This is a genomic window from Streptosporangium sandarakinum, from assembly GCF_013409935.1.
GTDB lineage: Bacteria > Actinomycetota > Actinomycetes > Streptosporangiales > Streptosporangiaceae > Streptosporangium > Streptosporangium nondiastaticum.
In genome coordinates this window covers 1,020,102-1,039,859 of sequence record NZ_JACCCO010000003.1, presented here as the reverse complement: position 1 = coordinate 1,039,859, position 19,758 = coordinate 1,020,102, and the positions used below count along the sequence as shown (strand labels likewise).

Annotated in this window: 19 protein-coding genes; 4 read left to right on the top strand and 15 right to left on the bottom strand. The window is 73.0% G+C overall.

Translation table 11 applies throughout. The annotated features are described in order from the left end of the window. Window positions 1–112 precede the first annotated feature (112 nt). The 11 genes from HDA43_RS30980 to HDA43_RS30930 form a co-directional block, all read right to left on the bottom strand. On the bottom strand, window positions 113–1,105 hold the full coding sequence (locus tag HDA43_RS30980) for a TerC family protein (RefSeq protein ID WP_179827894.1): 993 nt from the start codon (window positions 1,103–1,105) through the stop codon (window positions 113–115). 185 nt (window positions 1,106–1,290) lie between these two features. Beyond that, window positions 1,291–2,460 (bottom strand): glycosyltransferase family 4 protein, encoded by a 1,170-nt coding sequence (locus HDA43_RS30975; RefSeq protein WP_179827893.1) that lies wholly within the window; start codon window positions 2,458–2,460, stop codon window positions 1,291–1,293. Beyond that, window positions 2,453–4,195 carry a murein biosynthesis integral membrane protein MurJ gene (gene murJ, locus HDA43_RS30970; RefSeq protein ID WP_179827891.1) on the bottom strand — a complete coding sequence of 581 codons (1,743 nt, stop codon included), beginning with the start codon at window positions 4,193–4,195 and terminating at the stop codon, window positions 2,453–2,455. The genes HDA43_RS30975 and murJ overlap by 8 nt, the downstream gene beginning before the upstream one ends. Continuing rightward, window positions 4,195–5,058, bottom strand: a complete 864-nt coding sequence (locus HDA43_RS30965; RefSeq protein ID WP_179827890.1) for a hypothetical protein — start codon at window positions 5,056–5,058, stop codon at window positions 4,195–4,197. Before HDA43_RS30965 ends, murJ begins: the two co-directional genes overlap by 1 nt. A gap of 4 nt (window positions 5,059–5,062) precedes the next feature. Next, window positions 5,063–6,028: a copper transporter gene (locus tag HDA43_RS30960; RefSeq protein WP_179827888.1), complete on the bottom strand. Its 966-nt coding sequence runs from the start codon at window positions 6,026–6,028 to the stop codon at window positions 5,063–5,065. After that, the gene (steA, locus tag HDA43_RS30955; RefSeq protein ID WP_179827886.1) at window positions 6,025–7,239 is read right to left on the bottom strand and encodes a putative cytokinetic ring protein SteA; all 1,215 of its coding nucleotides are present in this window, start codon (window positions 7,237–7,239) and stop codon (window positions 6,025–6,027) included. Before steA ends, HDA43_RS30960 begins: the two co-directional genes overlap by 4 nt. 119 nt (window positions 7,240–7,358) lie before the next feature. Further along, window positions 7,359–9,074, bottom strand: a complete 1,716-nt coding sequence (gene recN / locus HDA43_RS30950) for a DNA repair protein RecN (protein WP_179827883.1) — start codon at window positions 9,072–9,074, stop codon at window positions 7,359–7,361. Between the two features lie 90 nt (window positions 9,075–9,164). Next, complete coding sequence (locus HDA43_RS30945) at window positions 9,165–10,070, bottom strand: NAD kinase (RefSeq protein ID WP_179827881.1); 906 nt, start codon at window positions 10,068–10,070, stop codon at window positions 9,165–9,167. A gap of 217 nt (window positions 10,071–10,287) precedes the next feature. Then, the gene (locus HDA43_RS30940) at window positions 10,288–11,106 is read right to left on the bottom strand and encodes a TlyA family RNA methyltransferase (protein WP_179827879.1); all 819 of its coding nucleotides are present in this window, start codon (window positions 11,104–11,106) and stop codon (window positions 10,288–10,290) included. Further along, window positions 11,103–11,291, bottom strand: coding sequence for a hypothetical protein (locus HDA43_RS30935; RefSeq protein ID WP_179827877.1), 189 nt, complete (start codon window positions 11,289–11,291; stop codon window positions 11,103–11,105). The genes HDA43_RS30940 and HDA43_RS30935 overlap by 4 nt, the downstream gene beginning before the upstream one ends. After that, window positions 11,288–12,199 carry a hypothetical protein gene (locus tag HDA43_RS30930; protein ID WP_179827874.1) on the bottom strand — a complete coding sequence of 304 codons (912 nt, stop codon included), beginning with the start codon at window positions 12,197–12,199 and terminating at the stop codon, window positions 11,288–11,290. Before HDA43_RS30930 ends, HDA43_RS30935 begins: the two co-directional genes overlap by 4 nt. A 124-nt stretch (window positions 12,200–12,323) precedes the next feature. On the opposite strand from HDA43_RS30930, the gene HDA43_RS30925 reads away from it, so the two are divergent. Next, window positions 12,324–12,671: an SCP2 sterol-binding domain-containing protein gene (locus HDA43_RS30925; protein ID WP_179827872.1), complete on the top strand. Its 348-nt coding sequence runs from the start codon at window positions 12,324–12,326 to the stop codon at window positions 12,669–12,671. 282 nt (window positions 12,672–12,953) lie between these two features. Here HDA43_RS30925 and HDA43_RS30920 read toward each other — a convergent pair whose 3' ends face one another. Beyond that, window positions 12,954–13,973, bottom strand: coding sequence for an HAD-IIA family hydrolase (locus HDA43_RS30920; RefSeq protein WP_179827870.1), 1,020 nt, complete (start codon window positions 13,971–13,973; stop codon window positions 12,954–12,956). Window positions 13,974–13,997: 24 nt separating this feature from the next. After that, window positions 13,998–14,429, bottom strand: a complete 432-nt coding sequence (locus tag HDA43_RS30915; protein WP_179827861.1) for a tetratricopeptide repeat protein — start codon at window positions 14,427–14,429, stop codon at window positions 13,998–14,000. A 110-nt stretch (window positions 14,430–14,539) separates the two neighbouring features. Between HDA43_RS30915 and HDA43_RS30910 the strand changes: the two genes are divergently transcribed. Continuing rightward, window positions 14,540–15,838 (top strand): DUF1015 family protein, encoded by a 1,299-nt coding sequence (locus HDA43_RS30910; protein ID WP_179827859.1) that lies wholly within the window; start codon window positions 14,540–14,542, stop codon window positions 15,836–15,838. 101 nt (window positions 15,839–15,939) lie between these two features. Here HDA43_RS30910 and HDA43_RS30905 read toward each other — a convergent pair whose 3' ends face one another. Continuing rightward, window positions 15,940–16,473 carry a single-stranded DNA-binding protein gene (locus HDA43_RS30905; protein ID WP_179827857.1) on the bottom strand — a complete coding sequence of 178 codons (534 nt, stop codon included), beginning with the start codon at window positions 16,471–16,473 and terminating at the stop codon, window positions 15,940–15,942. A gap of 116 nt (window positions 16,474–16,589) precedes the next feature. Between HDA43_RS30905 and HDA43_RS30900 the strand changes: the two genes are divergently transcribed. After that, window positions 16,590–17,516: an MBL fold metallo-hydrolase gene (locus HDA43_RS30900; RefSeq protein ID WP_179827855.1), complete on the top strand. Its 927-nt coding sequence runs from the start codon at window positions 16,590–16,592 to the stop codon at window positions 17,514–17,516. A gap of 104 nt (window positions 17,517–17,620) precedes the next feature. Here the strand turns inward: HDA43_RS30900 and HDA43_RS30895 are convergent, their stop codons facing one another. Beyond that, a complete protein-coding gene (locus tag HDA43_RS30895) occupies window positions 17,621–18,610 on the bottom strand; it encodes a hypothetical protein (protein ID WP_312873627.1) in 990 nt (329 codons plus the stop codon). On the opposite strand from HDA43_RS30895, the gene HDA43_RS34540 reads away from it, so the two are divergent. Then, window positions 18,557–19,669, top strand: a complete 1,113-nt coding sequence (locus HDA43_RS34540) for a hypothetical protein (RefSeq protein WP_218912942.1) — start codon at window positions 18,557–18,559, stop codon at window positions 19,667–19,669. The two genes, HDA43_RS30895 and HDA43_RS34540, sit on opposite strands and share 54 nt — an antisense overlap. The last annotated feature ends 89 nt before the right edge of the window (window positions 19,670–19,758 follow it).

Sequence of the window (19,758 nt, the reverse complement as noted above, 5' to 3'; positions counted from 1 at the left end):
ATGTATTGCGGCGTTAGACCGGTATGTCTACCTGCTTGAGGCAGGATGCTACCCATCTCATAACCCTTATACGGCGGAACCAGACAAGAAAACCGCCTCGGGCGCCGATCCTCTAGCCCTGTTCGGCACCCGCGGGGGTGGTCACTTCCCTGTTCCTGCTCTCGTCGCGGCGGGCTTTCACCAGGCTGGCGACGGTGGTGACCGTCATGGTGACGCCGATGACCGCCAGCGAGAGCCAGATCGGCACCTCCGGTGCCCAGGAGACGCCGCTGGAGTGCAGCGCCTCGAGAATCAGCTTAACCCCGATGAAACCAAGGATGAACGCCAGACCGTAGCTGATGTAGACGAGCTTCTGCAGCAGCCCGCCCAGCAGGAAGTAGAGCTGGCGCAGGCCCATCAGTGCGAACACGTTGGCGGTGAAGACGATGAAGGCGTCGGTGGTGAGACCGAAGATCGCCGGGATCGAGTCGAGCGCGAACAGCAGGTCGGTGGTGCCGATGGCGACCATCACGATCAGCATCGGGGTGACCATGCGCTTGCCACCGATCTTGACGAAGACCCGGGAGCCCACGTAGTCGTCGGTGTGCGGCAGCGCCCGGCGGGCCCAGCGCAGGACCGCGTTCTCGTTGAAGTCGTCCTCGTCCTCGCCGTGCTGGCGGATGAGCTGGACGGCGGTGTAGATGAGGAAGAGGCCGAAGACGTAGAACAGCCAGCTGAAGCTCGACAGCGCGGCGGCGCCCACGGCGATGAAGACGCCTCGCATGACCAGCGCCATCAGGATGCCGACCAGCAGCACCTTGTGCTGGTGGACCTTGGGCACCGCGAAGCGGGTCATGATGATGTAGAAGATGAACAGGTTGTCGACGCTCAGGCTGTACTCGGTGATATAGCCGGCGACGAACTGCGCCGCGGAGGTCGCCCCGCTGGTGATCCACAGCACGACGGCGAAGATGACGGCGAGCGTGACGTAGAAGCCGACCCACGCCCCCGCCTGCTTCATGGAGAACTCGCGGGGCTCGCCCCGGTCGACGATCCACAGATCGAGGGCGAGGACCACGAGAAGGCCGCCGATGACGGCGATCCAAGCCCAGACAGGAACGATCACGGTTGGTAACCTCCGGCGGCGCGCACGACTGACTGCCGGAGGTCTCTCCCGCCCGCGGAAGAACGCGGACCGACAGCCCCGGGGGCCCCATGGAGCGGGGCGGCACCGTGATGACGAGACTGTCGCGAAGGGATACTCCCCCCCTAACCAAGCCAGTATAGGTGGGTGGCTTGGAACCGCCTAATTCAACGATCAGGCGTGGTCGGTTGTTCCAACCCTGCGCCTCCCCCGAACAGCGTCCGGTAAACCGCCAGCGCGGCCTCCAACGCCTCCCGGCGGCCGGGCAGCGCGCGCCCCCTCAGGACCGCCGCCCGCCCCAGGTCCCGGGCGAGCCCGTCGTCGGCCAGCACCCGGGCCACCGCCTCGCGCATGGCGTCCGCGTCGCCGTACGGCACCAGCAGCCCGGCCTCCCCCACCATGGCGGGCAGGCCGCCCACGGCGGTGGCCACGACGGGCACCCCGGCCCGCAGCGCCTCCTGGACGGTGAGCGGCTGCCCCTCCCATCGGCTCGGCACCAGCAGCGCCCTGGCCACGGTGAGCAGGTCCGCGACGTCGCCGCGGTCGCCCAGCAGCCGCACCGGCAGCCCCTCGCGGTCGATCCGCTCCCGCAGCGGCCCGCGCAGCGGCCCCTCACCGGCCACCAGGAAAACCGGCCCCCGCTCCTCCCCCGCTGCCGGGGACTCCGGTCCCCGCTCCTCCCCCGCGCCGGGAGCGAAGGCGGCGGCGACGTCGAGCAGCGTCTCCAGGCCCTTCTGCTGGGCGAGCCTGGCGACCGTCAGCAGGACCGGGCGCTCGCCCACGCCGAGTTCCGCCCGCACCCGCGCGGGCGGGCGCCCGGACGGGGCCAGCGGGGGCGCCGGGACCACCGCGTCCGCCACGTGCCGCGCCCCGAGCCGGCGCATCCGCTCTCCCAGGTCGGCGGAGACCACCAGGACGCGGTCGGCCCGGCGGGCCACGATCCGCTCCAGGACGGCGTGGACCGCGCCGACCGCGCCGCCGGCGGTGGCGGCGTTGTGCAGCGTCACCACCAGGGGCGTGCCGGTCCCGGCCAGCGCGAGCGCGGCCAGCGCCCCGGCGCGCAGCCCGTGGGCGTGCACGACGTCGGCGCCGCGCAGCGCCCGCAGCCGGCGCAGCGCCTGGAGGTCCCCCCTGGGACGGGGCCGGTCCGAGATCGGCACGGGCGTGAACCGCGCCCCGAGACGGCCGAACCCGAAGCTCTCCCCGGTGGCCGGCGGGCCCGCCACGACCACCCGCACTCCCCGCTCCGCCAGCCCGCCGGCCAGCATCGCGACGTGCCGCCCGACCCCGCCCGCGCTGGTCCCCAGCACGAACGCCACCCGCGCCGCCTCAGCCATCGGAACATCCCCCTCCCGTGACGCCGCCCGCGCCGTCTCGGCCATCGGAGCGTCTCCCTCCTGTGGCGGACATCCCCTTGCCTCCGCCGGGGCCGCCGGACCCGGTGATCCTGCCCAGCCCGCCGATCCCGCCGAGCAGCGCCCGGGCGTCCGGCCCGTCGACCACCACGGCCACGACCGCGAACGCCGCCGCGCCCGCCAGGGCGGCCACCACCCCGGCGATCACGCTCGTCCACGTCGACGTGCCCGTCAGGGCGTCCGCGACGACCAGGCCGGCGCCGTAGGCGGCGGCCCCGCCGAGCACCGCGGCGAGCAGTGCCCGCCCCGTCCCGGCCAGCGCCCCGGCCCCCGCGCCCCGGCGTACGGCCAGCGCCAGCAGCGCCCCGCCGGCCGTCACACCGGCGGTGCTGCCCAGCGCCAGCCGTCCCACCACCTGCGAGGGGTCGTCCGCGGCGGCGCGGGCCAGCACGACCTGCGCGGCCAGCGCGACCGCCCACCCGGCGACCGAGGCGAGCGCCGCCGCCCTTCCCTCGCCGCGGGCGTACAGCACCCGCGCGAGGTGGAACATCAGGCCGTAGCCCACCAGGCCGAGCGCGAAGAACGCGACCGCGCGGGCCATCGCCGGGGGGTCGCCGCCCTCGGTGCCCGCCACGAAGACCCGCGCCACGGGCGTGGCGACCGCCGCCATCACCCCGGCCGACAGCCCCGTCACCAGCAGCACCACCCGCGTGGTGGACGACGCGAGGTCGTCGAACCCGGTCCGGTCGCCATCGGCCGCCCGGGTGGACAACAGCGGGAACGAACTGGTGGCCACCGGTACCACGAACACCGCGAAGGGCAGTTGGAACAGCGCCCAGGCGTAGGTGTAGACGCCCACCACGCCCGCCCCGCCGAAGTGGTTGGCCAGCCGGACCACGACCGTCAGCGTGACCTGCTGGGCCACCAGCACGGCCAGGTTCGCGACCGCCAGGCGCCGGGCGCGGGCCGCCACCCCGGGCGGGAACGACAGCGAGGGCCGCAGCCGCAGCCCCAGCCGCGCCACCGGGCCGAGCACGGTCAGCACCATCGCCGCGGCCGCGACGGTCGCGCCCACGGACAGCGTCAGGCTCCCGGCCGGGGTCAGGCGCGACAGGTCATCGGCGGCGCCGCCGTTCACCGCCTCGAACGCCACGAGGGAGGCGACCACGACCAGACTGGAGACCAGCGGCGCCAGCGCGGGCCCCATGAACCGCCGGTGGGCCTGCAGCACGCCGTACAGGACCACGGCGAGCCCGAAGAAGATCATGCGGGGGGCGAAGACGACGAGCATGTCCGTCCCGGCCGCGACGACCTGCGACAGGTCGCACTCCCTGGCGTCGCCGCTCAGCAGCGAGACGATCGGCCCGGCCAGGACCGCGATGAGCAGGGTCAGCGGCACCAGGACCAGCATCGTCCAGGTGAGCAGCGCCGAGGTGATCCGGCCGGCCTCCTCCCGGGCACCGGGATCGTCGCCGGACCGGGAGGCGGCCGAGGCCAGCACCGGGACCACCATCCCGGCCAGCGCGCCACCGGCCACCAGCTCGAAGACGATGTTGGGGACGTAGTTGGCGGTGTTGTAGGCGGTGCTCAGGCAGGAGTTGGCGACGGTGTGCGACTGGACCCAGTACCGGCCGAACCCGATGATCCGGGCGGCCATGGTGACGATCCCGATGAGGAGCGCCGCGCCCGCGACCCCCTGCCCGATCTTCCTTCGCATCAGCCGGCGGGCGCCTGCTCCGGGGGACGGCGGCCGAGCATGTCGATGCGGTTGAGCACCGGGTTGCCGGCGATGACCTTGGTGAAGCTGACCTTCTCCGAGGCGGCGGTCAGCGCGGCCACGGTGCCGAGCGCGGCCAGACGGCCTGGACGCCCCAGGGTGACGGCGGCGGCCAGGCCGAGCAGCGCGCCCAGCGCGTTGGCCCCGGCGTCGCCCAGCATCGCCCGCTCACCCAGGTCCTCGGGCAGCAGGGCGGCCGAAGCGCCGAGCGGCAGCGCGGCCAGGGCCGCGGCCACCGGGTCGCCGCGGCGCAGGCCCGCGGCGAGCAGCGGCGCGCCGGCGAGCAGGCCGACCTTGATGGCGCGGCCCGGGCGCAGGTCGAACAGGTTGGCCAGGTTGGCGGCGCCCGCGACCAGCATGCCGTCGATCACCGCGTCGGCGGGCCGACGCGCGGTCAGCGCGGCCGCGGCCAGCCCGGTCAGGCCGATCCCGGCGATCTTCACCGCGCCGCTGGTGACCTCGCCCTTGGCCAGCGCGCCCAGGTGGCCCCGGAACCCCTTGGAGGCCGTCACGCCGTACAGGTCGTCGTAGGCGCCCAGGCCGCCGGCGCCGGCCGCGGCCAGCAGCGCGGCCGCGCGGACCCGGGCGGGCAGGCCGGGGACCGCCGCGGCGGCGACACCCGCGCCCGCGACGAACGCCGGGCCCTCCAGAAGCGTGATGGGCTCGCCCCGGTGGTTGGTGCGGCTCCAGGTCTCGGCGTCGCCGACCGGCGGCCTGCGGGTGAAGGCCGCGTACGCGGCGCGGGCCGCGGCCGCGCCGAGGAGTGCGCCGGCCAGGGCGGCGGTGAGAGCGCGACGAGCCATCGGGTCATCCTCCGGAGGTGGCCGTGGGGGCCGGCGACGCGCTGGGCTCGACACCCGAGACGCCCGGGCCGATGCCGTACTGGCCGGTGGCCCCGGACAGTTGCTCCCGCAGAGCGTAGACCACCACGACCCGCCCCATGGGCTTATCGGCGTTGTCGACGGTGGAGACCTTCTCGGCGGCGGCGGTGTCGTCACGCAGCGCCGCGACGACGCCACCCGTCGTGGCGGAGGACGGCCCGCCGGCCACGACGACGCCCCGGCCGGTCTCGTCCAGGCCCAGCGCCATCGACACGAGCGCGTTCGCCTGCTGGGCCGCGCCCTCCCCGGTGTACGGCTCGGCCGGGGCGATCAGCACGGCCAGGGCGGCGCGCTTGGCCGGCTCGCCGGTGACGGTGAGCAGCCCGCCGGCCTCGAAGGCGTCCAGGACCCCGGCGGCCACCGGGTTCTCCTTGCCGATCTGGGCCGGGTCGTCGGTCACGATCGCGTCGGCGAGCGCGGTCGCCACCTTCCGGTACGGCGTGGCGTCCGCGGGGAAGGTCATGTCGGCCGGCTTGGCGTCGTCGGCGAGCTTCTCGATGAGGGCCGCCTGGGCCGCGTCGACGTAGCTCTCGTCGAGGACGACCCGGCCGGTCACCGTGGCCCCCGCCTTGACGAGGAGGTCCTGGACCCCCTCGCGCACGGCGTTCGTGACGCCGGGGGCCTCGACGATGGCGACGCTCTCCGTGGCGAGGGCGTTCTGCACCAGTCGGGGGGCCGCGTCGGTGACGAAGGCGTCGTTGGCCGCCTCGCGCTTCTGCACGGCCTCCAGTTGGTCGCGGTACTCCTCGTTGCTCACTCGGAGCTGGTTGGCGAAGATCTCCGTCGCCTTGATGGCGGGGTCCTCCAGGAAGCTGGTGCCGAGCACGATGCCGACCGACAGCGCCAGGAAGATCGCGACGATGGAGACGAGGTGATAGCGGAAATCGATCACGAGAAGAGTCCGACCAACCAGAAGATGAAGCCGTTCCAGATGTCGCGGACGCTGTCCAGCCAGATCTTGCCCACCGGGGAGACGATGATCGCCACCCCCATGGTGATCAGCGTGGTGGCCACGAGCAGGAGCAGTGACGAGGTGGAGATCCGGCTGCGGTACAGCCGGCTGACGCCCTTGGCGTCGACGAGCTTGCTGCCCACCCGCAGGCGGGTGAGGAAGGTGCTGGCCATGCCGGCGCGTCCCTTGTCGAGGAACTCCACCAGCGTCGCGTGGGTGCCGACGGCGACGATCAGGTCGGCGCCCTTGTCGTCGGCGAGCAGCATGGCGATGTCCTCGCTGGTGCCGACGGCGGGGAAGACGACGGCGTCGCGGCCGAGCCGCTGGATCCGCTCCAGGCCCGGCGCGCGGCCGTCCCGGTAGGCGTGCACGACCAGCTCGGCACCGCAGGTGAGGGCCTTGTCCGAGACCGAGTCGAAGTCGCCGACGATGACGTCGGGGAGGTAACCGGCCTCGATGAGCGCGTCGGCTCCGCCGTCCACCCCGATCATGACGGGGCGGTACTCACGGATGTAGGGGCGCAGGACGGCGATGTCCTCCTTGTAGTGGTAACCGCGCACCACGATGAGGACGTGCCTGCCGTCCATGGAGGTGTGGACGTCGTCGGGCACGCCGACGCCGTCGATGAGGAGGTCGCGCTCACGCTGGATGTACTCCATCGTGTTGGTGGCGAACGCCTCGATCTGCGTGGTCAGCCCGGCCCGCGCCTCGGCCATGGCGGCCTCGACGGACTCGGCCGTCTGCACGTCGCCCTTGCCGACGATCTCGTCGTCGAGGTGGACGACGCCGTCGTGCAGCCGGACCAGGTCTCCGTCGGAGATCCGGTCGAACAGCTCGGGGCCGGCGTTGTCGACGAACGGCACGCCGGCCTCGACGATGATCTGCGGGCCGAGATTGGGGTAGCGCCCGCTGATGCCCGCGGCCACGTTGATCACGCCCGCCGCGCCGCACGCGACAAGCGCCTCCGCGCTCACCCGGTCGACGTCGACGTGGTCGATGATCGCGATCTCCCCGGGGCGGAGGCGCTTGGTGAGCCTCTTCGTCCGCCGGTCGATCCGCGCCACGGCCGTCACCCCGGGAAGGTCCGAGACCTTCCTGTGGCGGAGGTAACCGGTGAGCCTGCGTCGAGGCCCGTCAATCGGCACCTTCATCGAAACCATCCTGCCAGAGGCGACGACCGGGTGGGCCGGGCAGCCTGATGCCCGCCGGGTTCCTCACTGGGAATCACCGGCGTCCGGTTACTCCCCTGAATAGGCGTGGACAGTCCTCCTCAACCCCTTTTGTCGGCGGCGGCGATCGCCAGCAGTTCCTCGGCGTGCGCGCGGCCCAGCTCGGAGTCCTCCAGCCCGGCGAGCATGCGCGCCAGCTCCCGCGTCCGGCCGTCCCGGTCGAGCGCCACCACGCCGCTGCGCACCACGCTGCCGTCGCCCGCCTTCTCCACCACCAGGTGCTGGTCGGCGAACGCCGCGACCTGCGGCAGGTGTGTGACCACTATCACCTGGGCGGTGCGGGCCAGGCGGGCAAGGCGGCGGCCGATCTCCACCGCCGCCTTGCCGCCCACGCCCGCGTCGACCTCGTCGAAGACGAACGTCGGCACCGGGTCGGCGCCGGCGAAGACCACCTCGATGGCGAGCATCACCCGGCTCAGCTCACCGCCGGAGGCCCCCTTGTTCAGCGGCAGGGGCGGCGAGGCCGGATGCGGGGACATCCGCAGCTCCACCTCGTCCAGGCCGTGCGGGCCGAACTCGGCGGCGGGCGTGATGACGACCACCACCCGGGCGTGCGGCATGGCCAGCGCGGTGAGCTCCTCGGTCACCGCCTGCCCGAACCGCTCGGCGGCGGTGGTGCGGATCCGGGTCAGCTCGGCCGCGAACCCGGTGAGGCGGCCGGTGAGCTCCTCCTGCTCGCGGGTGAGCTCGGCGATCCGCTCGTCGTCGCCCTCCAGCTCGGTGACGCGCCGCGCGGCCTGCTCCGCCCAGGCCAGCACGGCCCGGGTGTCCTCGCCGTACTTGCGCACCAGGTGGGTCAGCACCGCCTGGCGCTCCTGAACCATCGCGAGGCGGGCCGGGTCGGCCTCGACCGACTCGGCGTAGGCGGCCAGCTCGGTGGCGACGTCGGAGATGAGGTAGCCGGCCTCGGCCAACCGGTCGGCGATCCCGGCCAGCGCCGGATCGAAGTCGCGGACCGCCTCGACGGCCGAGCGGGCCTGTCCGACCAGCGTGACGGCGTCCTGGAGGTCCTGGTCGCCGGCCATCGGGTCACCGAGCAGCGCCCGGTGCGCGGTCTCGGCCGCGCTGCGGAGCGAGTCGGCGTGGGAGAGCCGCTCCTCCTCCTCGCGCAGCTCGGTCTCCTCGCCCGGCCTGGGCTCGGCCCGCCCGACCTCCTCCAGCCCGAACCGGAGTATGTCGGCCTCCTGGGCGCGCTCCCGGGCCCGGGCCGTGATCTCGGCCAGCTCGTCGGTCACCTGCCTGTGGCGCCGGTAGGCCTGCTCGTAGGCGCGCAGCGGCTTGACCAGCTCCTCGCCGGCATAACGGTCGAGGGCCGCGCGCTGACGGCCGGACTGCAGCAGCCGCTGCTGGTCCATCTGGCCGTGGACGGCCACGAGGTCCTCGGCGAGGTAGGTCAGCGTACCCACCGGGACGGTGCGCCCGCCCAGCCAAGCCCGGCTGCGGCCCTCGGCCGAGACGGTGCGCGAGATGATCAGCTCGCCGCCCTCGACGTCTCCTCCGAGGTCCTGCACCTGCTGGGCCACCCGGCCCGCCGGGTTCACCACGAGGGTGCCCTCGACGGTCGCCTTGTCGGAGCCCGGGCGGACGCGGGCCGGGTCGGCCCGGCCGCCGAACAGCAACCCCAGACCTGTCACCACCATCGTCTTGCCCGCGCCGGTCTCGCCCGTGAGCACGGTGAATCCCGGCGACAGCGCCAGGACGGCCTCGTCGATCACGCCGAGCCCTTGGATGCGGACCTCCTCGACCCTGGGTCGCACTGGTCCCTCCCGTCACATCGAATTCACCGAACATCAGTGCGGTGCGCGGGCACGATCCTACGCGCTCGGCACCGCGATCGCCGGGATGATCTACGACCGTGCCCGGCCGCGCCAGCCCTGCACAGGAAGGCCGAACTTGGCGACCAGCCTGTCGGTGAACGGCGCCCCGGTGTCCTCCAGACCGTGCAGCCGAGCCAGCCGTACCGGCACCTCGGCCCGGCGCACCTCGACCCGTGCTCCGGCGGGCAGATCGAAGCGGCGGCGGCCGTCGCACCACAGCACGGCCCCGGCGGTCTCCGGCTGGACCTCCAGCGCCAGCCGGGAACGCGGGGAGACCACCAGCGGCCGGGCGAACAGCGCGTGGGCGCTGATCGGCACCAGCAGCAGCGCCTCCACCTCCGGCCACACCACCGGGCCACCGGCCGAGAAAGCATACGCGGTCGAACCGGTGGGGGTGGCGCAGATGACCCCGTCACACCCCCATCGTGACAGAGGCCGCCCGTCGACCTCGGCGACCACCTCCAGCATCCGGTCGTTCTTCTCCACGGTCGCCTCGTTGAGCGCCCAGGTGTCGGCCAGCAGCCGCCCGTTGAGGCGGGCGGTGACCTCGACGGCCATCCGCTCCTCCACGTCGTAGCGGCCCCGGACCACGCAGTCCACCGCGACCGCCAGGTCCTCCACCTCCGCCTCCGCGAGGAACCCGACGTGCCCGAGGTTGACCCCCAGCAGCGGCACCCCGGCCGGACGGGCGAGCTCGGCGGCCCGCAGCAGGCTGCCGTCGCCGCCGAGCACGATCATCATCTCGGCGTCCTGGACGGCCATGGCGGTGGCCGGCACCACGTCGGCGCCCGCGCACGCGACGGCCTCGGCCTCGGAGCCGAGGACGCGCACCGCCACCCCCGCCTCCAGCAGCCGCCCGATCACCAGCCGGGCGCTCTCGACGGCCGCCTGCCGCCCGGTGTGGGCGGTTACCAGCACGGTGCGCTTGGTTGTCATGTCTCCACTCTTTCGGGGGTGAGCACCGGCGTCTTCGACCCGTCCGCCGGTGAGGCCATGCCGCCGTACGGCCCCGTGCCGGGGGACGGCCCCGGTACGGTGAACGGTCCCGTGCCGGCGGGCTGTTCCGGGCCGTGGCGGGATCCCGACCTCGGTGGTCGCGACCGCCCGTGCCGCGGATCCCCGCCGTCCCGCGGCGAAGATCCACGAGCAGACCTTAGCGGGGCCCTTCCGCCACCGCGCGCCCGATCTCCGCCTCGACGTCGGCGACCGGCGGCGCGCCCTCTCCCTTGCCCAGCCAGATGACGTACTCGACGTTGCCGGACGGGCCGGGCAGCGGGCTCGCGGTGACGCCGCGCACGACGAGACCGAGCCCCCGGGCGGCCTCGGCGACATCCTGTACGGCCTGCGCCCGCAGGGCGGGGTCCCGGACGACGCCGCCGGCACCGACCCGCTCCCTGCCCACCTCGAACTGGGGCTTGACCAGCATCGCGAAGTCGGCCCGCCCGGCGGCGCAGCGGGTCAGGGCCGGCAGCACCAGGCGCAGCGAGATGAAGGACAGGTCGCCCACGACCAGGGTGGGGGCCTCCCCCACCATGTCGGGCGTCAGGTCCCTGACGTTGACCCGCTCCATGACCGTGACCCGCTCGTCGGTCCGCAGCGACCAGGCGAGCTGGCCGTACCCGACGTCCACCGCCAGCACGTGCGCCGCGCCGTTGCGCAGCAGCACGTCGGTGAAGCCCCCGGTCGAGGCCCCGGCGTCCAGGCAGCGCCGCCCGGTGACGGTCAGGCCGCGGGGCCCGAACGCCTCCAGCGCGCCCAGCAGCTTGTGCGCCCCCCGCGAGACGTAGTCGACGCCGCCGGGGGCCTCGGCCACCACGATCGCCGCGGCGGTGTCCACCTGGGTCGCGGCCTTGGCGGCCACCCGGCCGCCGACGGTGACCCGGCCCTCCTCGATCAGCTGGGCCGCCTGCTCCCTGGACCTTGCCAGCCGGCGGCGGACGAGCTCGCTGTCGAGGCGTGCCCGCCGGCTCACCGCTGCCGGTCCGCGGTGTCGTCCGCCGAGGCGAGCACCCCCTCCAGCCCGGCGAACACCTCCTCGAACACGCCCACGTGCGCCGAGACGGGCACCTCGCCGAGCCGGGTCAGCCCGTTCAGCACGGCGTCGACCCGCTCTTCGCCGGTCTCTTCGTCGCCGTTCTCTTCGGGCAGGTAGGTCATCCGTCCCCTCCGGAGGTGTTCTTCGCCGTCCTGTTCGCCGCACGGGCGCGGGACGCCGCGCCCGTGGACGCCTTGACCGTATCGGACGCCGCGGCGCGCGTCGTCCCGGCCGTACGGCCCGCCTTCCCCGCGGTCCTCCCGGCGGCTTTCCCGGCGGTCTTCCCGGCGGCCTTCCCGCTCTTGCCCGCGTCCTCTCCCGGCTTCTCCGCGGTCCCGCCGGTGGTCTTCTCCTCGGTCTTCTCCTCGGTCTTCGCGGTGGCCCTCCCAGCGGCCTTCCCGGTCTTCGCCGCCGCCTTTCCCGCGGTCTTCGCCGTACTCGCCGTGTCCTTCCCCGTCTCCTCAGCCGCCTTCGCGGTCGACCTCCTCGTCTTCGGGGCGGCCTTCCCGGCGGTCTCCTCCGGCTTCTCCTCCGCCTTCGCCTTGCCGGCGGCCTTCGTGGTCTTCGCCGCCCCTGTCTTCGCCGCGGCCTTCCCCGCGGCCTCCTCCGGCTTGCCCGGCTTCGCGGCGGCCTTGACCGCCTTGCCCGGCTTCTCCGCGGTCTTCGCGGCGGTACGGCTCCGTGTGGCGCGCGGTGTGGCAGAGGTCTCGGATTCGGCCAGCCGGGCCTCCAACTCGGCCACGCGCGTCCGCAGCCGGTCGATCTCCTCGATCTCTCTCGCGTGCGCCTGGTCGAACGCGTCGACCAGGCGGTTCACCTCGTTCTGAATGATCTCATCGAGCTGGTGCCGGCTCTCCTGCCCCGCCGTGACCAGCTCCCTGGCCATCTCGTCGATCTGGTCGGACGCCTGCGGTGACTCCGCCTCCTTCAGACCGAACAGGTCACGGACCACCTCCCGCGCCCTGGCCGTCGTCATCTCGGTGAGGCCGGTGGCCCCCTGCAGGTATCCGCGCAGCGCATCGAACACCATGGCGATGCCTCCCCCCTCCGGCGAACCCCCGCACGCCGGATCGCACATTATGTTCATGTGGAACGCTACCGTCCGTACGTCAAAGGATCCGGAAGCGTCCGGAAAGAGAAAGGAGCGTCGCGCGATGGCGACCGTCGACGAGTGCCGGGTGGCACTGCGCAGACTCGGCGAGCAGTTCGACGAGGTTGACCAGGCGAGCCGCGCCAAGCACGTGGTCGAGCGCAGCATCAGCTGCCACATCAGCGATCTCAGCGTCACCTTCTACGGACGCATCCACCACGGCGGACTGGGTCCCTTCGAGGAGCGGCCCCCCACCGACGGCAGACCCGCCGACGTGAAACTGACCATCGGCAGTGACGACCTGGTCTCCCTGGTCAACGGGGAGCTGGACATGGGACGCGCGCTGTTCGGCGGCAAAGTGAAGATCGACGCGAGCTTCGGCGACCTCCTCCGGCTGCGCAAGCTCCTCTGACCTCCGGGACCCGCCGCCTCCCCGGTTTCCCCGGCTTCCCGCCCCTCCGAGCCCGCGGGACCCGGGAAGCCCGGCGGGCGGGTCCGCCGGCCGGTTCCCCGCCCGGACCGGTTCCCTCCTGTACCGGCTCCTCACCCGGACCGGTTCCTCATCGCCTGTACCGGCTCCTCGCCCAGGCCGGCTGCTCACCGCCCGGGCCGGCTTCTCACCCAGACCGGTTACTCAACGCCCGGACCGGTTCGTCCTGCTCTGGGCGGCCCGTCCTCGCTCCGGGTGACCGGATCACGGACGGCGGACGCCTTCCCCGGGTAGCCGGGAGTCCAGTGCGGCCTTCACGGCGTCCTCGTCCGCCCTTCCCTCACCGGCCGCCTCCCATGTCGCGGTGCAGGCCGCGCGGAGACCGTCGATCGCCTCCCCATGGCCGTCGAGGCGCAGCCGACCGCCGTCCCAGCGTGCGCTCCACCCCTCGCAGGCCCACCCGTCTCCGGACCGCAGCACCGCGGGGTAGGGCCGGTGCAGCGCCGACAGGTCCGCGGCGACATAGGCTGGCCGCCGGTGGGGACCCGCTGTCAGCAGGTCGAGCGGCCCGGTCACGCCGGTCAGCACCAGCAGGGCGTCCACCCCCGCGTTCGTCGCCCCCTCGATGTCGGTGTCGAGCCGGTCACCGACCACCAGGGGCCGCCGGGAACCGGTACGCAGCATCGACTCCCGGTGCAGGGGCGGCTCCGGCTTCCCCGCCACGACGGGCTCCACCCCGGTCGCCGTGGCGATCACCCGGGCCATCGCCCCGTTGCCCGGCAGTTCCCCCCGGCCGGACGGCATCGTGGTGTCGGCGTTGGCCGCCACGAACAGGGCGCCCCGCCGTACGGCCAGCGTGCCCTCGCAGAGCAGGCCATAGGAGAGATCGGGCGCGATGCCCTGTACGACCGCGGCGGGCTCCTCCGCCGCGGTGCTCACCGGGCGCAGACCGTGCGCGCGCAGGGCACTGCGCAGCCCCATTCCCCCGACCACCAGCACCGCCGAACCGGGCTCGACCCGTTCGGCCACCAGCCGCGCGGCGGCCTGGGCCGAGGTGACGACGTCCTCGGCACGCGCCGGGGCGCCGAGCGTGCTCAGGTGCTCGGCGATCGCCCCGGGAGTGCGTGAGGCGTTGTTGGTGACGTAGGCGAGCCGCACTCCTCCCTCCGCCGCCCGGCGCAACGCCTCCGGAGCCCCCGGAACGGGGTCACGACCCAGATAGACCACGCCGTCGAGATCGAGGAGGAGGGTGTCGTAGGGGTCGATGAGCGTGTTGGAATCCACCGCCCTATTCCATCACCCCGTGTGTCACGCCTGACGGGCGCGGAGGGTCGCGCGGACGCTCCGCAGCGCCGACACGTAATGACGCTGGTCGGGACGCATCGCGACGGCGATGGCCAGGGGCTCCTGCGCCGCCTCCATGTCCCCGGTGCGCCACAGGGCGAGCCCCAGGCCGAAGTAGGCGTAGTCCTCGGCCGGGTTGGCGTCGATGATCCAGCGGAAACTGTCGACGGCGTCGGCGTACTGCCGCGAGTTGAACTGGGCCCGGGCGAGGCCCTCCCTGATGCTGCGAGACTCCGGTTCGGCGTCGGCGGCCCGCTCCAGCAGCGAGGCGGCGGCGGCCGGACTGCCCTCGGCCAGAAGCCTCATTCCGCGTTGAAACCAGTCATAGACGTCCCCGACGGGAGCGCCCGCCTCTGGATCGGGGGAATCAGGCGAACCGCTGCGTCCTTGGACCATACGTGAGGCCTCCTTCATCGACAGATGACGTATCTGACCGATTCCCTGACAACCCGGGCACCACCGCGCCCTCAAGACGGACCCCGAGCCTTACAGACCTTTATGACAACATGCCCTCTATGGCGAATCCTGAACTGCCGGTGCCTGGCGGGCTGGTGCTACGCCCGTTTCGCGGCGTGCGATTCGCGGTCGGCGATCTGGCCGAGGTGATCTCTCCGCCCTATGACCTCATCACCGAGATCGGCGCACGGGACCTGCTCGACACACACCCCAACAACGTGGTGCGGCTCATCCTTCCCGGCGGCGACCGCCACCGCTACGCCGAAGCCCGCGAGACCCTCCGGACCTGGCTCTCCTCGGGCGTGCTGGTGGCCGACGAGTCACCCGCCGTGTACGTCTACGAGCAGATCGGCCCCGGGATCCTGCAGCGGGGACTCATCGGGGATGTGGGCCTGGCCGGCCCCGAGGAGCAGATCATCCTGCCGCACGAGGACGTCATGCCGGGGCCCGTCGCCGACCGCCTGGCCCTGATGCGCACGACCGAGGCCAACCTTGAGCCCATCTTCCTTCTCTACGATGGCGACGGCGGGGCGGCCACCAGGCTCGTGGACGAGATCGCCGCCTCACGGGCGCCCCTGACCGAGGCGACGACCGACGACATGGTGCGGCACCGGCTCTGGGCCATCACCGCCCCCGACGAGATCGCCCTGCTCAACGAGGACCTGCGTCCCCGCAAGGCGCTGATCGCCGACGGGCACCACCGCTACGCCACGTATCTCGCCCTCCAGCGGGAGCACCACGCCGCGGCCGAAGCCGCCGCGCCGGGGCGGCCGCCGAAGCCGGGTGCCCGGGACTTCGGCCTGGCGCTCCTGGTGGACTCCACCGCCTACCCGCCCGATATCAAGGCCATCCACCGGGTGATCCCGGGACTGCCGCTCGACGAGGCGCTCACCCGGGCCGGGGAAGCCTGGAGGATCCGGGAGTACGGATCCCTCCGCGAGGGGCTCGCCGCGCTGGCGGCCGCGGCGGAGCCGGCCTACCTGCTGTCGGCCGGGGGCGCCGCCCACCTCCTCACCGATCCCGGCCGGGAACGGCTGGAGCGGGCCATGCCCGACACCCGGTCGGCCCGGTGGAGGGCCCTGAACACCTCGGTCCTCGCCGAGTTCCTGCTCCCCGAGATCTGGGGGATGCCCGACGACGAGCGGTCCGTGCGCGTCGTACACCACGACGCGGAGGCCGCGGTACGGCTCGCCCGGGAGTCGGGGGGGACCGCCGTGCTCATGAACCCCCTGGAGGTCGACGACGTGCTCGCCGTCGCGTCCCACCGGGAACGGGTGCCGCGCAAGTCCACCTCTTTCGGCCCCAAGCCCCGCACGGGACTGGTCCTGCGGATGTTCGACCTCGACTGACCACCGTAAGGCGTCGAAGGCCGGGCGGCGGCACGATGACCACGGCGGCGAGCCGATCCGCCCCGGGGCGCCCGCCATTCCACCGGCGTGGTTCGCGGTGCTCATGGCGTCCTCTCCGCCCCGGCCTCGTCTCTCCCGGCCGGTGGCCCGCCGCCGCGGCTCTCACGGGACGGGACGGCTCCGGCCCGCAGCGGTGAACGCTCCCGCCCGGGCCGCACCGGCGATCCCGTCGCGGAACCGCGGGCCGACGCGGACCCGGGAGGCCGTACGGCGGCCGCGGCCGCCCTCTCCTCGCCCCGGTCACCGGCGGGCGCCGCACCGGGAGCGGGGCCGAGGTGCCTCACCGAGTGAACCTCCACCTCGTAACCCGACGCCTTGGATCCGTCATCGCCCCACCAGCGGCGGCGAAGCGAACCCGTCACCTCGACCATGTCACCGGGAAGCCATCCGGCGGCGGCCAGGGCCACTTCCGGGACGAACGACGCGCAGGGAATGGTGTCCACCTGGGTCCGCCGGTCCCGCCGCTGCCGGCGGACGATCAGCCGCCACCTGGTGAGCGCGCTTCCGCTCCGCAGTTTCCTGACGCTCGCCGCCTCGGGCAGGCGGCCCGCCAGGACGACCTCGTTGCGATCCATCGAATCTTCCTCCGATCTCTGCCTCTGCCGATCGGAGACGACTCTTTACGATGTGAGCTGTGCCGGAACGGCCGAACGCCGTTCTGGGGAAGCCGGTTCCAGTTCTGAGGTGACCTGTGGACAACATCACCGCTCTCGGCGGCGAGGTCTATGAGATCGACACGAGAATGGCCGGATACTCCGGCATCACAGCGGGATACCTGATCCTGGGAGACCGTCCCTGCCTGGTCGAGACGGGCACGTCCACCTCCGCCCCGATCGTGCGCGACGCCCTCACCTCCTTGGGCGTGGGGCCCGCGGACCTCGCGACGGTGGTCGTGACGCACATCCACCTGGACCACGCGGGCGGGGTCGGCGACATCGCCCGCTTCTACCCGGAAGCCGAGATCGTGGTCCATGAGAAAGGCGCCCGGCATCTGGCCGACCCCTCGCGACTCATGTCCAGCGCCCGGATGGTCTGGGGCGACAAACTGGACACCCTCTTCGGGGAGCTCTCCCCCACCGAGTCGTCACGCATCCGCGCCCTCGGAGACACGGGGACCATCGACCTGGGCAACGGCCGCACGCTGAGCAGCCACTATTCTCCGGGCCACGCCAAGCACCACGTGGGCCTGATCGACTCCGGCACGGGGGACCTCTACGTCGGCGACGCCGCCGGTGTCTACCTCCCGCAGACGGGAGACCTGCGACCGGCGACCCCGCCCCCGGACTTCGACCTGCAGACCGCGCTCGGCTCGATCGCGTTGTTCGAGTCGCTGGCCCCCCAGCGCCTCCTGTTCAGCCATTACGGACCGGTCGGGAACGTGGCCGAGACACTGGAACGTTCGGCGGAGGAACTGCGCGTCTGGGTGGACCTGACCCGCCGGGCGCACTCCGAGGGCATGGACCTGGACCACGCGGTGGCCATGGTCAGGGAGCGCACCCGGGAGCGGTACGCGGCCCTGAAAGACGACGACGGGACGGCCGAGCAGTTCGAACTGCTCAGCGGCGCCCCGTCCAACGTGGCCGGAATCCTTCACTGGCTGAACCGGGTCCAGCCCTGAGCCGGCGCCGCCTCGGGTCGAACCGGTGACCTCCGGCGTTCTCCGGCCCGATTCCGTACCGCCTCGGGTGAGCCCTCCGGCCCGCCCGAGGCGGCGTGGAACCGCTACTTCTTCTTGTCCTCGTCCTCGTCCTCGTCCTCGTCCTCGTCCTCGTTCGAGTCCCCGAGGACATCGCCGAAGTCCGGCTCGATGAAAGCCGGGCCCACGCCGGCCTCGACCTTCGCCGCGGTCTTCGCGGCATCGGCGTCGGCGGCCCCGGCCGCCTCATCGTCGGCCTCGGTCTCCTCGGCTCCGGCCTTGCCCGCCTCGTCGGCCTCGGTCCCGGCCTTGCCGGCCTCGTCGCCGAGTACGGCCTCGCCCGCGGCCTCAGCAGGCGTCTCTTCTTCGGCGGCAGGTCCCTCCTCCGGCAGCACATCGCCGAAGTCCGGCCCGTCCTCGTCGAGGTCCGCCTCGTCCTCGAGCTGGGCGTCGAGTGTGGCGGCGTCGTCGACCTCGATCTCGTCGAAGTCCTCGTCTTCCTCCAGGTCCTCGATGACGGTGCCCGTCAGCTGCGCGTACCGCTCGGCGGCGTCGGTCTCGCCGTCCTCGTCGAAGGCCATCGCGCGGCCGAACCACTCGACGGCCGGCTCCTCGTGCCCCGCCTCGGCCAGAGCGTCGGCGTAGGCGAAGGCGAGACGCGCCGACCACGGGTGCGGACGCGTGTCGCGCAGCTCCGGGAGGCGCTGGAGAGTGATGACCGCGGCGTCGTTCTGGCCGAGGTCCCGGCGGGCGCCCGACTCCACGATGGCGAGTTCGATCTTTCCGACCCGGTCGAGACGCTCGGCCTCCTGGGAACGGACCAGGTCAAGAGCGCGCTCAGGGCGGCCGAGACCGCGCTCGCAGTCGGCCATGACCGGAAGGTAGGCGTCGGAGCCGGTCATACGGCGCGCCGCGCGCAGGTCGCTGAGCGCCTCGGCGAAGTGCCCGGAACGGTAGGCCGCGATGCCCACGGCCTCGCGGACCACGCCGATGCGGGCGGCGAAACGACGGGCCACCTTGGTGTGCTCGTAGGCGCGCTCGGGCTCGTCCTCCTCAAGCGCCCGGCCGGCCGCCACCAGGTGGCAGGAGACCAGGTCCGCGAGATCGAGCGGAAGAGAGCGCAGCTCGTCCCTGACGTCCTTGTCGAGCTCGTCCGCCGTGATGTCGGGAGCGAGCGGGGGAAGCTCCTCCCGCGTCCGGCTCCCGGTCTCCTCGCGCTCCGCGGGCCGGTCGTCACGGCCGTAACGCGTACGGGATCCGCCGCCCTCGCTGCGGAACCCCCCGTCACGATCGCCGGAGGGGCGTGCCCCGCGGTCATCGCGACCGTAGCGGGGACGGTCGTCGCGGTCGCCGTAGGAGCGGCGCTCCCCACGGTCGTCACGGCCCTGACCCGGGCGGTCGTCACGGTTGAACGGACGACGCTCACCACGGTCGTCACGACCGTAGCCAGGGCGCTCGTCCCGGTCCCGGGAACCGTACCGGCTACGCGCCTGGTCACGATCACCGTACGTCCGACGCTCCCCGCGCTCACCACGCTCCTGACCGGGACGGTCGTCACGATTGAACGGACGACGCTCCCCACGGTCGTCACGGCCATAGCCAGGGCGGTCGTCGCGATTGAACGGACGACGCTCTCCGCGGTCGTCACGGCCCTGACCGGGGCGGTCGTCGCGGTTGAACGGACGGCGCTCACTGCGGCCGTAGCCGGGGCGGTCGTCGCGATCCCGGGAACCGTACCGGCTACGCGCCTGGTCACGATCACCGTACGTCCGACGCTCACCACGCTCCTGACCCGGACGGTCATCACGATTGAACGGACGACGCTCCCCACGGTCGTCACGACCCTGACCGGGGCGGTCATCGCGGTTGAACGGACGACGCTCACCACGGTCGTCACGACCGTAGCCAGGGCGCTCGTCCCGATCCCGGGAACCGTACCGGCTACGCGCCTGGTCACGATCACCGTACGTCCGACGCTCACCACGCTCCTGACCCGGACGGTCATCACGATTGAACGGACGACGCTCCCCACGGTCCTCGCGGTAACCACCGGGGCGCTCATTCCGCTCCCGGGAGCCGTAGGAACCGCCTCCACGCCCTTCGCGGCGCTCACCATATCGGGGACCGTCGCCTGAACGTCCCCATTCGCGGCCCCCTCGGCCGCCCTCTCGACCGCCGAACCCGCGGTTCTCGCCTTCGCCGCGCCGGCCCGTGCCGTCACGCC

Excerpts from the sequence above, each read along its gene's own strand:
- HDA43_RS30935 (WP_179827877.1), bottom strand. The coding sequence starts at position 11,291 with ATGACCTACCTGCCCGAAGAGAACGGCGACGAAGAGACCGGCGAAGAG.
- HDA43_RS30910 (WP_179827859.1), top strand. The coding sequence starts at position 14,540 with ATGCCCTCTATGGCGAATCCTGAACTGCCGGTGCCTGGCGGGCTGGTG.
- HDA43_RS30905 (WP_179827857.1), bottom strand. The coding sequence starts at position 16,473 with ATGGATCGCAACGAGGTCGTCCTGGCGGGCCGCCTGCCCGAGGCGGCG.
- steA (WP_179827886.1), bottom strand. The coding sequence starts at position 7,239 with ATGAAGGTGCCGATTGACGGGCCTCGACGCAGGCTCACCGGTTACCTC.
- HDA43_RS30925 (WP_179827872.1), top strand. The coding sequence starts at position 12,324 with ATGGCGACCGTCGACGAGTGCCGGGTGGCACTGCGCAGACTCGGCGAG.
- HDA43_RS30915 (WP_179827861.1), bottom strand. The coding sequence starts at position 14,429 with ATGGTCCAAGGACGCAGCGGTTCGCCTGATTCCCCCGATCCAGAGGCG.
- HDA43_RS30975 (WP_179827893.1), bottom strand. The coding sequence starts at position 2,460 with ATGGCTGAGGCGGCGCGGGTGGCGTTCGTGCTGGGGACCAGCGCGGGC.
- HDA43_RS30965 (WP_179827890.1), bottom strand. The coding sequence starts at position 5,058 with ATGGCTCGTCGCGCTCTCACCGCCGCCCTGGCCGGCGCACTCCTCGGC.
- HDA43_RS30945 (WP_179827881.1), bottom strand. The coding sequence starts at position 10,070 with ATGACAACCAAGCGCACCGTGCTGGTAACCGCCCACACCGGGCGGCAG.
- murJ (WP_179827891.1), bottom strand. The coding sequence starts at position 4,195 with ATGCGAAGGAAGATCGGGCAGGGGGTCGCGGGCGCGGCGCTCCTCATC.
- HDA43_RS30930 (WP_179827874.1), bottom strand. The coding sequence starts at position 12,199 with ATGGTGTTCGATGCGCTGCGCGGATACCTGCAGGGGGCCACCGGCCTC.